Source organism: Candidatus Poribacteria bacterium (assembly GCA_021295715.1).
GTDB lineage: Bacteria > Poribacteria > WGA-4E > WGA-4E > WGA-3G > WGA-3G.
The window spans coordinates 263,069-276,273 of sequence record JAGWBV010000003.1 but is presented as its reverse complement, the minus strand read 5'-3'; the positions used below and the strand labels follow the sequence as shown (position 1 = coordinate 276,273).

At 47.2% G+C, this 13,205-nt stretch carries 13 protein-coding genes; 5 read left to right on the top strand and 8 right to left on the bottom strand.

Annotated elements, in window-relative coordinates; genetic code table 11:
• Window positions 1-47 precede the first annotated feature (47 nt).
• Both J4G07_02220 and J4G07_02215 read right to left on the bottom strand, forming a co-directional pair.
• Window positions 48-815, bottom strand: coding sequence for a hypothetical protein (locus J4G07_02220; GenBank protein ID MCE2412795.1), 768 nt, complete (start codon window positions 813-815; stop codon window positions 48-50).
• Window positions 816-902: 87 nt separating this feature from the next.
• Entirely contained in the window at window positions 903-1,457 is a 555-nt protein-coding gene (locus tag J4G07_02215) for a cob(I)yrinic acid a,c-diamide adenosyltransferase (GenBank protein ID MCE2412794.1), read from the bottom strand.
• A gap of 42 nt (window positions 1,458-1,499) precedes the next feature.
• On the opposite strand from J4G07_02215, the gene J4G07_02210 reads away from it, so the two are divergent.
• The gene (locus J4G07_02210; GenBank protein MCE2412793.1) at window positions 1,500-2,834 is read left to right on the top strand and encodes a mandelate racemase/muconate lactonizing enzyme domain-containing protein; all 1,335 of its coding nucleotides are present in this window, start codon (window positions 1,500-1,502) and stop codon (window positions 2,832-2,834) included.
• Window positions 2,835-2,965: 131 nt separating this feature from the next.
• Here the strand turns inward: J4G07_02210 and J4G07_02205 are convergent, their stop codons facing one another.
• The 3 genes from J4G07_02205 to J4G07_02195 all read right to left on the bottom strand — a co-directional run bounded on the left by J4G07_02205 (window position 2,966) and on the right by J4G07_02195 (window position 5,539).
• The gene (locus J4G07_02205; protein ID MCE2412792.1) at window positions 2,966-3,721 is read right to left on the bottom strand and encodes a hypothetical protein; all 756 of its coding nucleotides are present in this window, start codon (window positions 3,719-3,721) and stop codon (window positions 2,966-2,968) included.
• Between the two features lie 225 nt (window positions 3,722-3,946).
• Complete coding sequence (locus J4G07_02200; protein ID MCE2412791.1) at window positions 3,947-4,381, bottom strand: hypothetical protein; 435 nt, start codon at window positions 4,379-4,381, stop codon at window positions 3,947-3,949.
• A gap of 249 nt (window positions 4,382-4,630) precedes the next feature.
• Window positions 4,631-5,539, bottom strand: a complete 909-nt coding sequence (locus J4G07_02195) for a patatin-like phospholipase family protein (protein ID MCE2412790.1) — start codon at window positions 5,537-5,539, stop codon at window positions 4,631-4,633.
• 163 nt (window positions 5,540-5,702) lie between these two features.
• On the opposite strand from J4G07_02195, the gene J4G07_02190 reads away from it, so the two are divergent.
• The 3 genes from J4G07_02190 (at window position 5,703) to J4G07_02180 (ending at window position 8,521) form a co-directional block, all read left to right on the top strand.
• Window positions 5,703-6,419, top strand: coding sequence for a superoxide dismutase (locus tag J4G07_02190; protein ID MCE2412789.1), 717 nt, complete (start codon window positions 5,703-5,705; stop codon window positions 6,417-6,419).
• Window positions 6,420-6,441: 22 nt separating this feature from the next.
• A complete protein-coding gene (locus tag J4G07_02185; GenBank protein ID MCE2412788.1) occupies window positions 6,442-7,599 on the top strand; it encodes a sulfite oxidase in 1,158 nt (385 codons plus the stop codon).
• Window positions 7,600-7,741: 142 nt separating this feature from the next.
• Complete coding sequence (locus J4G07_02180) at window positions 7,742-8,521, top strand: phytanoyl-CoA dioxygenase family protein (protein ID MCE2412787.1); 780 nt, start codon at window positions 7,742-7,744, stop codon at window positions 8,519-8,521.
• A 44-nt stretch (window positions 8,522-8,565) separates the two neighbouring features.
• On the opposite strand, the gene J4G07_02175 is transcribed toward J4G07_02180, so the two are convergent.
• The gene (locus tag J4G07_02175; protein MCE2412786.1) at window positions 8,566-10,788 is read right to left on the bottom strand and encodes a tetratricopeptide repeat protein; all 2,223 of its coding nucleotides are present in this window, start codon (window positions 10,786-10,788) and stop codon (window positions 8,566-8,568) included.
• A 3-nt stretch (window positions 10,789-10,791) separates the two neighbouring features.
• Entirely contained in the window at window positions 10,792-11,112 is a 321-nt protein-coding gene (locus tag J4G07_02170) for a type II toxin-antitoxin system HigB family toxin (GenBank protein MCE2412785.1), read from the bottom strand.
• Between the two features lie 35 nt (window positions 11,113-11,147).
• Between J4G07_02170 and J4G07_02165 the strand changes: the two genes are divergently transcribed.
• On the top strand, window positions 11,148-11,666 hold the full coding sequence (locus J4G07_02165; protein MCE2412784.1) for a transposase: 519 nt from the start codon (window positions 11,148-11,150) through the stop codon (window positions 11,664-11,666).
• Between the two features lie 126 nt (window positions 11,667-11,792).
• On the opposite strand, the gene dacB is transcribed toward J4G07_02165, so the two are convergent.
• Window positions 11,793-13,085: a D-alanyl-D-alanine carboxypeptidase/D-alanyl-D-alanine-endopeptidase gene (gene dacB, locus J4G07_02160; GenBank protein MCE2412783.1), complete on the bottom strand. Its 1,293-nt coding sequence runs from the start codon at window positions 13,083-13,085 to the stop codon at window positions 11,793-11,795.
• Window positions 13,086-13,205: the final 120 nt, after the last annotated feature.

Genomic DNA, 13,205 nt, shown 5'->3' with positions numbered 1-13,205 from the left:
GGCGCGCTCGAAAAGCGCGCCTATAAAAAGAAAACGAACGCAGGGCATTATTCGTTGATGTAATCTGAGCGCAACTCAAATGTATGCGATTCCCAGCTACCTGCCTGGTTATCAAGTGCAGCCTCAATCGCCATTATACCCTCCAACTGCTCGTAGACATCGATATCCTCTTGACTCGCAAACTCTAACTCAACGAGTCGGTGCGGGGATTCACCATAGTAGTTGTCATAAGAGGCAGTCGCTTTCAACTGAGGAGGGCCGACGAGTGCCGAAGAAATGGACGCGACCCACTCCAGGTACGCCTGTTTCCCGCCAAGTGGATAATCAATTAAAAGGATACCTTTAATCGGTAAATTGCTGTCCTCGTCTTTCGAGTAGGCAGAACGTTGGATGAATGTGTGGGCGGTTGTATGGCTTGAGTGATTCGGAATGTCTTCGAGTACGGCAGCAATCTCCGGACGATTCAGATAGGTCGCCATATCAAGAAAACTGTTGAATTCAAATTCGACAAACCGGTTAGGACTCATTTCTGGGTCCTCGTTGTCGTAAGATCTTATCCGGACGATCTCTTCGGGAGCTTGCAGCGTTGCTGCAACAGAAGCAACCCACGCGATATAAGCATCCTTTCCACCCTCAGGATAGTCAATCAACAAAACAAAATTCACTGGAATCGCTTCCATATCCGTCATCGTCTCATCCATGGCGGGATCTGCTGGCATGCCATCCACTACCACTCTCTGTGTTCTATCACAGCCTGCCAGGGCAACAAGCGCGATAAGAATTATCAGGAATAAATTTGCCAATTTCAAATTCATTATTCAATCTCCTTTGGCAAAATAAAAATGAATAAGATATTAGAGTTTCCCAACTCTAACATATCGGACGATATTATACAATATTTTTTAAGAGTTTGATTGTGACTCCCAAATCGGTTCCGAAGTGTTCGCTCGGAAATTCACTGTTCGAGCGAGAACAAATAGAAGGTCCGACAGCCTGTTCAAACTTCGGATTATCTCAGGGTTGACCTCTGCTTCGCATGCTAGACGCACGGCACACCGCTCACTTCGCCGACACACCACGCGCGCGATATGTAAAGTGGCTCCAGCGGTGCAGCCGCCGGGCAAAATGAAGTTCGTCAGCGGCGGAAGCTCCGCAGATAGTGTATCTATTGCGGTCTCCATCTCTGTGGTGAACGCTGACGGTATGCGAAATTCGGAGGCTTTTGGATGGGTCGCTGGCGTTGCTAAATCTGCACCAACATCAAAAAGGTGATTCTGGACCCGCGCCATGAGCTCAGAAAGATCAGCATCCTCAACAAGCGTCTGTGCATAACCGATATAGGCGTTCAGTTCATCAACAGTGCCAATCGCCTCAATGCGCGGTTCATCTTTCCCTAACCTCGTTCCACCATAAAGCGCGGTCTCTCCAGAATCCCCAAATTTAGTATAGATTTTCATATTCATCTATTATATACTCTGTCGAAAAAGGAGTCAAGCAACATGGAGAGTTTAGGAAAAATCGTAAAAGTTGACGTTGTTGATCTACGCGTCCCCACATCGGATACACTCCTCGGTTCCGATCCCTTTCATAAAAAACCGAATTATTCAGCAGTCCTAACGACACTGGAAACAAGCTCAGGACACCAAGGGGTATCCGTGGCGTTCACCGCTGGAGCCGGAAATGACTGGATCGCTTACGGGGTTAAAGACCTTGCGCAACTCGTTGTCGGGATGGAGATGGAGACTTTCGTTGACGATCCCGGCGCGTTCCACAAACTCCTCGTCGACCATCACCAATTACGCTGGCTTGCCGATGGCGTTAACCGGATGGCGATCGGAAGCATCGTCAACGCCATGTGGGATGTTTGGGCAAAACTCGTTGATAAACCGCTCTGGAAACTCCTCGTCGATTTACCACCGGAAAAGATTGTGCAGTCTATTGATTGGCGATACCTCCGCGATGCCCTAACACCCGATGAAGCAGAGGCAATTCTCAACATACACTGGAACAGTCGCGAAACCCGTGAGCAGACGCTCCGTCAATACGGACCGAAGGCTTATTCCACCGCAGGATGGCTCGGGCTCACGGATGAACAGATTATCGAAACGGTGGATCAGGTGAAAGCCGCAGGACTTGACTGCTTCAAAATGAAGGTTGGGCAGGATCTGGACTTCGACAAGAAACGACTCGCCTTCATTCGGGAAGCAATCGGTCCAGAGGCACGTTTGATGCTCGATGCGAATCAGATCTGGGGTGTCGATGAAGCCATCGCCTATATGGAAGCGTTAGCACAATTCAAACCGACATGGATTGAGGAGCCGACGGCGCGCGATGATGTCCTCGGCTTCGTGAAAATCGCACGCGCCTTAGAGAAATACGGCATTGGTGTCGCTACAGGGGAGCAGGTGCCGTCGCCAGTTATCTTTAAACAGTTAATCACGAACGACGCGATTCAGTACTGCCAGATTGACGCGACGCGGCTCGGAGGTGTCAATGATGTACTCGGTGTCATCTTAATGGCGGCAAAATACGATGTTCCCGTCTGCCCACACGGTGGAGGCATCGGGTTGTGTAACATGATTCAACATTACGCCATTTGGGATCAAATTTGCGTCGCAGCGCATTCGGAGATACAGGTCGTTGAATACCTCAACTTCCTACAAGAGGACGTTTTCCTGCACCCAATTCAGGTCCGCAATGGTGCTTATGTTACGCCGACAGTCCCGGGTTGGGGACTTGAGATGTACCCGGAGTTCGTCGAGGGGCATACCTATCCGACAGGTTCAGTCTGGCACGGGAGAGAGGCATCTGGCGGGATAACTTTTCTGGCGTAGTTGTTTTGGATCCAATGAAAATGCGCGGTTAAATGAGGTTTCAGAATTTAATTCGGTAATATTATTGCTCGAGAAACACTGTAGGGGCAGGTCTTGTGCCTGCCCACCCATTACTTGGTAGGTTAAGTTTGTTAGGATTTAGCGTCCTCTGCCCGTTCTTTAAACGCCGCTGCTCCGGATGTAATCCATCCGCCAACGCCTGTCATCAGAAACCGCACGCCTGCTTTGACATATTTCTCAACTGTGGCATCGAGTGTCAAGGTGCCGGCAACCCGTCCCGCGTCTTGGATACGTGCAAGCGCCGAATCTATTGTGTTCTGGACATCTGGGTGGGTCAGATTCCCGATATGCCCCATAGAGGTCGCTAAGTCCGACGGCGCAACGAAAAATACATCAATATGATCAACGGTGAGAATCTCGTCAAGATTGTTAACCGCGACGATGTCTTCAATCAAAACAATGACGAGCGTTTGCGAGTTGGCGACATCAAAATAGTCGTCCACACCATAACCTTGGCGACTGGTATACATCCCACGGTGTCCAATCGGTGCGAACTTCGTACCATCCACAACGTTTTGCGCCTCCGCTTTCGTGTTGACATGCGGAACACAGATGCCCATTGACCCGCAATCCAATGTGCGGTAGATAAGTCCTTGGTCGTTGCGGTTGACACGTGTGATAGAGGTCATTCCCCAGAGATCGCATGCCCGCGTGAGATCGCCGATTCGTGACGCGTCGACAGCACCGTGTTCACCTTCCAACCATACACCATCATATCCGTTCGGACCGAAGAGGTCTATATCATCGGCATTTGTCAAGCCTGAGATAACGTACGCGAGATCGCCAGCCGCTAACTTCTCTTTAACTCGATTTGGTCGTATTTCCATAGATTTCTCCTATACAGTAGGCGAAGTTTCCTAACCTCACCGATTTACACTGTATTACTAAATTGTATATTCTGCCGTAGAAGTAAAGGGTATCAGGAATTCTGAAAGTTGTCCACAGAAAAGTGAAGTGCGCACTTGAGAGGCGCGCACTTCATGTTTAGGGTTATAGTAGTACTCTTATTCAACAAATCCTCCACTACCAACCGAAATATCAATCCCTGCTACCTATTCACTGGCACTGGAGCGTATCAGATGCATACCCATCGCACCGTTCAGCAACGGAAGTATGGCATCAAAGATAATCCAAATCAACGATCGGGTATTGTGGCCGACAGCAGTAAAGCCCGACCCAATGTCGCTGATGCCGAACCAGTTCCAGAAGAAGATTATAGCTGCAAACATGAACCCATAGAACATTATGTTACCCGCTATGAACTCTTGAACGCTCGAATCCGCACCGGCACGGCTCATGCGAATGTAGCCGAATATCACCCCCAGTATTATTGAAATAGCAGAGAGTGGGTTAATATAATCCCAAGCGGAACTATAGGGACTATCATCAGTGGAAGTATGGTAAATCGGTTCAAATACCGTCTGGATGGCGACTATCGCCGCAATGACGATAAGCACAACGCCTATAATTCGTTTGAGGGCTGCCATGAGAATTTCCTCCTCTTCCCTTACTGGGGAGTTGACTGTTGGGACCTCCATAGTCAGGTTTTATCCCAAAAAGAAATTATCACGTGTTACGGAAAAATTCGCCAGATTTGCACACATTATACATTTTGCAACATATATAGTCAAATTTTTTTACAAAAAAGTATATTGAAAGGTATAAATCAGGAATTGTGGAATGACACAAAGCAGGAGGAGAATGCGAAAAAACTGTGTTTTCAGATGATCTCTACACTAAATGCGGAGAAACGTCTTAATCTCTGCGGCATACCTCTCAAAATCGCGATCAGCAAGAGATTTCAAGTTATCCAACTGTGTAAGGGTATCCAACTCCCAGAAATCAATTTCTGGATTGATTCGCAGGTAATTCTCCTTCAACAACAATTTGGCAGTCCTCGCGGATGCCTGAGATTGCAGCGTCATCACATAGGACGTCAACTTCGCACCACCCCATCCAGTGATAAATCCCCATCCGCGTCTGTTGCGATACATATTTACCGAATGCCCTGTGCCAACGGATAGCATCTGAACCTGTTGTGCCTCCTTCCCAAATACCGAGAGTGCTTCCGTGAAGGCGACTGTGGATGGATTGTTTGCCCAGAGTCCGCCATCTGCTAACAGGAAATTGTTAACGGATTTTGGAGCAAAAAATGTAGGCGCAGCACAGGAGGCGAGGATCGCATCTCTCAGGTTCACGTCTTTATTTTTCAATTCAGACGCATCAAGGTTTTTCGCATAGCTCGATCTAAAGATGTGTACCTCACTTTTGGCGATCTCGGAACTTGTTATCATCAACGGAGTTGCTATTTCGCCGAACGGCGTTGCGGGGAGATGCTTGGCAATAATTTCCGCGAGTTTTTGGTCGGGATATTTGCTGAGGAACAACGGGATGCGATACCATCTTCTTCTGAAGATATAGGGTGTTTCCGTCTCAAAAAGTTCGACAATCTCCGTCATTGGAATGTCGGAAACAGCAGCACCCGCAATGATTGCTCCTGTGCTTGTCCCAGCGATAAGGTCGAAGCAGGTGCTGATGGGTGTCCCAAGAGCCTGTTCAATCGTGGCAAGGAGTTGGGCGGTATAAATGCCGCGAGTGCCACCGCCATCTAACGCGAGAATATGAAAAGTGTCCGTGTTGTCCATTGAGTGTTTCCCGATGTATCTCAGACATAGATTTTTCGTTATCTTTGTATACTACAGTCAAAATACCACACCCCTTTGCCAAAATCAACTGAATTTTGGCACTTGACACAAACCCACAATTTCTGCTAAAATACTGTCTAAAACAACAGGGCAAGGAGCACTCATGAATCGTAGAAATTTTTTAATTCACGGAAGTACCGCGTTAGCAGGACTATTCGTCGCGAGCAGCCCGCTGCGTGTCTGTGCTGACCAGCATGACCACCAGGGAAGTCAGAAATTACCACCCTTACCTTATGCCTATGATGCGCTTGAACCTCATATTGACAAACGCACAATGGAAATCCATCACGGAAAACACCACCAAGGCTACGTCAATAAACTCAACGCCGCAATTGCACGCAGTCATGACCTACAGCACATGACCCTTGAGGACATGCTCCGAAATATCGAAAAGGTGCCGAAGCATCTTCGACAAGCCGTTATCAACAGCGGCGGTGGGCATGCGAACCATACACTTTTCTGGAACATTATGACACCGAATAGCAGCGAACCGACAGGCAAAGTTCTGGAAGCCATTCAATCCACCTTTAGTTCATTCGATGCTGGCAGCGAAATGTTCGATAAATTAGCGAAAACGCACTTCGGATCAGGATGGGTATGGCTCGTTGTTGATGAAAACAAGAAGTTGCAAATCTATGCAACATCGAATCAGGATAGCCCTTTGATGAAGGGACACACCCCTATCCTCGGTCTTGATGTCTGGGAACACGCTTATTATCTTAAATATCAGAACCGACGCGCCGATTACATTGACGCGTGGGGCAAGGTTATCAATTGGGAACAGGTTAACGCTAACTATCTCGCAGCAATGAAAGCTTAAACTTAGCTACAAGTCGCGCCGAATGAGAAGAATAGGAGGCACCATGGAGCGTAGAGATTTTTTGCGGCAGAGCGGTTTAACGCTTACCGGGTTGTTGCTCAGCCCGTGGGCGGTCTATGCCTTCCCGAGCCGTGAGGGTGAAGTGCTTATCCCATTCACGGATCAACCACCGGAACCGCCTTCAAAACGCGGTTTGCTGGATTGGGACAAACTCGATTCCTTTATCACACCAAACGATGAATTCTTCAACGTTTCGCATTACGGCAAGCCGGAAGTACACCTCGCGACGTGGAAACTGGAAATAAGTGGTTTAGTCGAGAAACCGTTGATGCTCACGATTGAGGACATCAAGGCGCGCCTCCGGCAGGAGGTGACCTTTACGCTGGAATGTTCTGGTAACCATGGATTTCCAACGTTCACGGGTGGAATAGGCAACGCAAAATGGGTGGGGACACCCCTCGCACCGATCCTCAAAGAGGCTGGCATTAAGGAAAACGGCATTGAGGTTATCTTCTTCGGACATGATGTCGGAGAGGAGGAACGGCGCGACGTAAAAATGCGTCAAAATTTTGCCCGAAGCATGTCCGTTGAAGACGCACTACAAGACACCAACCTCCTCTGTTATGAAATGAACGGTGAGCCATTACCTCATCCGAACGGTGCCCCGCTACGCTTGATCGCTCCCGGTTGGTACGGCATCGCATGCGTTAAATGGCTCAAACGCATTGAAGTGCGCGACACCCGATTTATGGGGAGATTCATGGGACGCGACTATGTCACGATCCGCGAAGAGAAACGTTCCGATGGTGAATCCGTCTGGATGGAGACTTCGGTTGGTAGAACGAAGTTGAAGTCGTTAGCAGCGAAGGTAACCCGTGTTGGCGATAAATACCGTATCTACGGTGCAGCGTGGGGTGCCCCCATCCAAACGGTTGAAGTGAGCATTGACGGTGGCACATGGCAAAAGGCGACGATAGATCCCGAAGAGGACGCGGAATTCGCATGGAAAATCTGGCATCTCGGCTGGAACAGCCCCTCAAAAGGCGAGCATACCGTCGTTTCAAGAGCCGTTGATACCATGGGAAACATCCAACCCGCAGGTGATTCCGACTACATCACTGGAAAGCACACCTACTGGGAGAGCAACGGGCAAGTCGTCCGCCAAGTCAATATCGAATAGAAACCTCTTTGTGGGTTGGAAACTTAATTATGGGCCACTCTCCATCAAAACCCAAGTCCGCAACAACGGCGCGGGCGACTCGTAAGAATGGTGCGTCAAAGTCCTGACTTACATTGTTCTTCCGCAAGGTAAAATTAAAAATATGAACATAACCGATGCACAGAAACAGCAATTCCAAGAGGAAGGCTATTTCATTTTAGAGAATGTTATCCCAGAACCGCTTCTGGAGCTGCTCCGCGGTGAATGCGGAACCTTTATCGATCAGATGGATGCCGACATGGACCGACAGGACACGGATGTCCTCGGTATCAATCATCGCAATAAACGCTATTTCGTCTCAAACTGCTTCAGGAAACAGCCAAAACTTCGCGAATTCCTATTCAGCGATCTAATGGCGGAAGTCTGTCGTGCTACCTTAGGCGATACGGCTTACCTTTTCTGGGAACAGTATGTCGTCAAAGGTGCAGAAGCGGGAATGAAGTTCAGCTGGCATCAGGATTCAGGCTACGTCGGTTATCCCGACCACAAGCCATATCTGACCTGTTGGTGTGCACTTGATGATATGTCCGAAGAGAACGGCACCGTCTATGTGATGCCGTTTTCGCGTATTGGCATCCGCTCATGGGTGAAGCATGTCCGTGAAGAGGGCAGCAACGATATGGTCGGATATTTCGGACCGGAAAAGGGTGTCCCTGCGATTGTGCCTGCCGGGAGCATTGTCGCCTTCACGAGCATCAATTTCCACTGCAGCGGCACGAACTACACGAGCGGTCTACGACGCGCCTATCTCGCTCAGTATTCCGCAGAACCGCTCCTTGCACACGACGGAAGTCGTTTATGGGGCAACGCTGAGCCGTTGCTACGCGATGGCAAATCTGTCGTCGGAGACCCACCCCCCGATATTACCTCGCGGTTTGATTAAAGTCGGTTGCAAGCTTGACTCGCCGCGTAAACCCATATTGTTCCCTACTCGGCGTTGTTAAGTTCTTTAAGCGATTGTTCAATTTCAGTCTTGAGGTCTTGGTTATCAGTTAATTCAGCCAATTCTAAGGCTTTCTGGAAATCCTCTTTTGCTTCCCAAGTTTGGTCCAAGAGTACTTTGGCTTTACCTCGGGTATCATACGCCTCGGCATAATCCGGACTTAGGTGGATGGCTTCGGTACAGTCAGTGATGGCATTTTCATATTCGCTCAGTAAAATTTTGGCAATCCCGCGGTTGCGGTAGGCATAGATGTCATCTGGATTTAACTGGATAGCCTTATCAAAATCAGCAATGGCAGCCTCATATTCCCCTAATTTACCTTTATCAATACCTCGGTTATGGTAAGCATGGGCATCATTTGAATTAATCTTAATAGCCTCGCTATAATCTTGGATTGCAGACTTATGTTTTCCTAACTGCCCCTTCACATATCCGCGATTATAATAGGTAACAGCAGCCGGATTTAACTGGATAGCCTTGTCATAGTCAGCAATAGCAGCCTTATATTCCCCTAGTTCACGCTTTGCGTCCGCACTGTTTTTGTAGGCTTGTGCCAAAGTGGAGTCAATCTTAATGGCCTCGTCATAGTCAGCAATAGCCTCTATGTATTGCCCTATGATGCTTTTCACATTTCCACGAAGAATATAGGCAAGATCTATATGGTTTAGAGAAGGATCGGATTTAATCTGAATAGCTTTATCAAGGTCGTCCATCGCAATCTTATATTGACCTTTCATGAATTTTATACCTCCTCGCATAGTGTAGGCAAAGCCTATATGGTTTAGAGCAGAATCAGGTTTTAGTCGAATGGCTTGGTCGATATCTGCAATAGCAGCGTCGTATTGTTTCCTTATGAACTGTGCTGTTCCTCGCATAAGGTAGGCACAGGGATCGTCTACCTTGAGTTGAATGCTCTCATCAAAATCAACAATGGCAGTTTCAAACATATTTTTGATTAACTTACTAAGTCCTCGCCTAAAGTAAACATAGGCATCATCTGACTTGCGGCATATTACTTCGTCATAGTCAGCAATAGCAGCCTTATGTTGACCTAATGCAGCTCTCGCGTGCCCACGCATAACATAAGTTGCAACATCATCTGCATTGTACTGGAGAGCTTCGTTAAAATCACCAATAGCATCTTCATATTCTTTGAGGGCATTCCTTGCCCCACCGCGAGTGGCGTAAGCAAGATAGACGGAAGGATCATCCAAATTTAATCGAAGGGCTTCATCAGCATCAGCAATAGCAGCCTTATATTGACCCAGTAACCTATTTATACAACCACGCATCAGATAAGCAAAGTAAACACAAACTTCATCTGAATTCAATTGGATAACTTTGTCAAAATCAGCAATAGCAGCCTTATATTGACTCAGCGCGCACTTTACATTGGCGAGCTTAAGATAGGCATAAGGATCAGTTGGGTTAATCCGAATGGCTTCATCGAAGTCAGCAGCTGCAGATTCATACTTCCCAAGCAAGTATTTTGCCTCGCCACGATGGTAGTAGGTTTCGGCAGAATTAGGTTTTAGCCGAATTGACTGATGGTAGGCGAGAATTGCTTCTTCTCTCTTATCTCCTTCCAAAAAAAGGTTACCGATAGAAAAAAAAGCCGCTGCGGCAAGAGTATTTGTGGATTTGTCTGAGACCTTGGTCGTGGATTTTTCTTTTCGATCCTCAATTTTTGTGTCATTTGATGTTATATTTTTTGTGAGTTCAGGAAACAGATCTGTTAATTTTTGAAAGTGTTCGTCCTCATATTTCGTGATAAGGATACCGATAAAATCCATTAATGGTGCCAAGGGATGCTTTTCATCGTCACCAACGACATAGATTAACTCTTTTAGCACTGCATCAAGTTGCTCGTAGTCAGTTTCGGTTAGTGTAGTGAAACTGTTATTGGCATTCCGATTCGCTACATCGGTTAACCCCTCAAGGATCTCCACAAGCCATTGGTAGTCGCTCTCCGAGTATGGACCGGATTCAATCTGTTGCTGTACTGATGCTTGCGCCGGTTCGGAAGATGGCATCGGAATTTCAGGGGCGTTCTCCCACATTAGTGTTTGTAGATGTTCAGAACTGAATTCAGCAATTGTTTGCTTTTGGAGGAACACACTAATGTCTGTTTTCTCAAATAGGACGTTAAGTCCCAAAGAAGTTGGTGTTGGCGATACATTTTGTATAGGAGGTTTTTCAGTCAACATGATTTACTTTCTCCAATTTCCTGTATCATACTCATTATGCGTTAGCACCTGATCGATAATCACAACCTGCTTCGTGTATTGTACAACCGCAATGAGGCGGGCATCATTGCCACTAATATTGAAAACCGTCAGTGTTACCGATTTGCGATTAAACCTTCGGGGACGGACCTTCACTGGTGAAACGCGTCCGAACGTTTCACGCAAGTTAATAATCGACTCAAAACTTCCTTCTCTCATCAATTGTGCCCAATGGTTGAGGGAGGCACGAGTATTTGGATGTCGCTCTGCAAATTTCGCTAACTCATTTTCTCTAACAATTCGCATAAAAGCGCCATGTAGTGTGTTTGTTGAATTAAAAACTGCTATGTTTTTGGAATACCAGCAGCGGAACCGCTGGCACGGCCGATGGTGAAATTACACCGAAACGTTGGAAACCCTATCGGTATTTCCTCGTCTTTACAACAGACCTGACGCTCGAGATACCAAAGATCATTGAATACTATCAACACAGGTGGCAGATCGAGACCGCCTTTCGAGACGTCAAGCAACACTTCGGGTTCAGCGGGTATCAGGTGAAATCTCGAAAAAGCATCAATCGCTTCGTGCAACTGAGTTTCACTGCAGCGAGTCTCACGAAACTCATCTTCACACTGCCACCCCCGACGGAAAAACCGATAACCGTCAAGACCGTCTGTGAGTTCCTCGGTATTCATTGGTATCACCCCAAGAAACTCACACAAGGGCTTCGAGTCGCTTATCTACAGGCACAGATCCGGGCGTGCGGATTTTCTACGAGTTCCCCTGAAAATACAAACTCGCAGAATATTAACACCTGTGTTCAAAAAGATAGGACGCTGCCTTTTGACAAGGCAGCTTGAGTTCTGAAATATTGTCCAAACTTTAGTATCTTATTAGATCTGTCCCTCAAAATCGCTAATATTATACCACGTGAAAACCCAGATAGCAAGAGAATTGCCTTGATAAAGTATATGCTCAAGTTATTCCTATTCGTCTTGGGAGGGTTTACTGCTAACGTTACTCACCGGATGGCGATTAAACCCTGTCAAATAATTCCCAATCTTATCTTGGATACTTCGCGCCAATCTTGCTGGACCAACATAATGACTGATGAGGATCCCGAACGCAAACACCTCATCGTCTGCTGTCACAGTATAGCCAGCGAGTGCAGAAACACCACTCAACGTCCCCGTTTTCGCACGCAATACCTTCTCAGCAGACATACCTTGCATCCTATTTTTCAGGGTGCCATCGACACCCGCAATCGGAAGCGATGCCAAAAACTCCGGCATCACCTCAAAATTGTGATACATATAGACGAGCAACTTCGTGAGTAATTCGGCGTTGAGGAGGTTGTAACGAGAAAGTCCAGATCCGTCAACGAACCGATGCATCGGCGGTTCGTCCATGATTTCTGCTAAAAACCCAGCAACAACGTCTCTACCCTTTTTCCACGTCCCCGGTTCACCCATTACCTCAGCACCAATTGTTTTGAAAACCAGTTCGGCAGTCCAATTGTCACTCGGTTTGTTCATTAACTTGAGGATGTCAGCAAGTGGCGGTGATAGGTGCTTGGCAACAGTGTGTGCCTCTGACGAGACTGTTCCTGACACTACATTACCTATGACGTTAACGCCTTTTTCCATCAACGTCGTTTTCAAGAGGTGTCCGCAGGCGAGTGCCCTACTCATTTTGCTTGCATCAGGTTCGACTTCTCGGATACTCAACGCGTTGATCCACAGCGGTCTATCGTCCCACATCCACCCTGGACCCTCCCAAATGGCATCAAGATATGTTTCATCGACAACGATGTTCCCCTGTATTGACTTCACACCCGCTTGCAGCAAGGCATCACCTAATTTGGCAATGTCTTGGGGTTGGAGCACCGGATCAGCTCTACCTTTTAGATAGATATTCCCTAAGACTTCACCCCTCACAATGGCATCAGCATAGAGTGTGGTCTCACATTGATAGTCCGACCCCAATTTCGCTAAGGCAGTCGCTGCTGTGAAGAGTTTTGTTGTAGAGGCGGGATGGTGTAACTTATGGGAATTTTTTTCGTAAATCACCTCCCCTGTTTCAACAGTAACCACTTTGATACCGATACTTGCATTCGTGAACAACTCTTCTTGCAAAACGGCATCAATATCGGTCTGTAGTCTTTCAATCGGGTCTACAGAGGGTATCGGTGGTTCAGTTTGAATCGGCTTGGTAGTGAGGATTCCACAGCCTGAGAACAACAACGCACCGCAAAATAGAAAGATAGCAAAGGTCTTCATACTTTTTATAGTACCACATTTGAGTGAATTATCAAAATACAAACGGATTATAACTATATATGCTGATTTCAGGGGTTCAGAATGGACGCAGCACAAGGCTTTTACTTTCCCATCAGCACT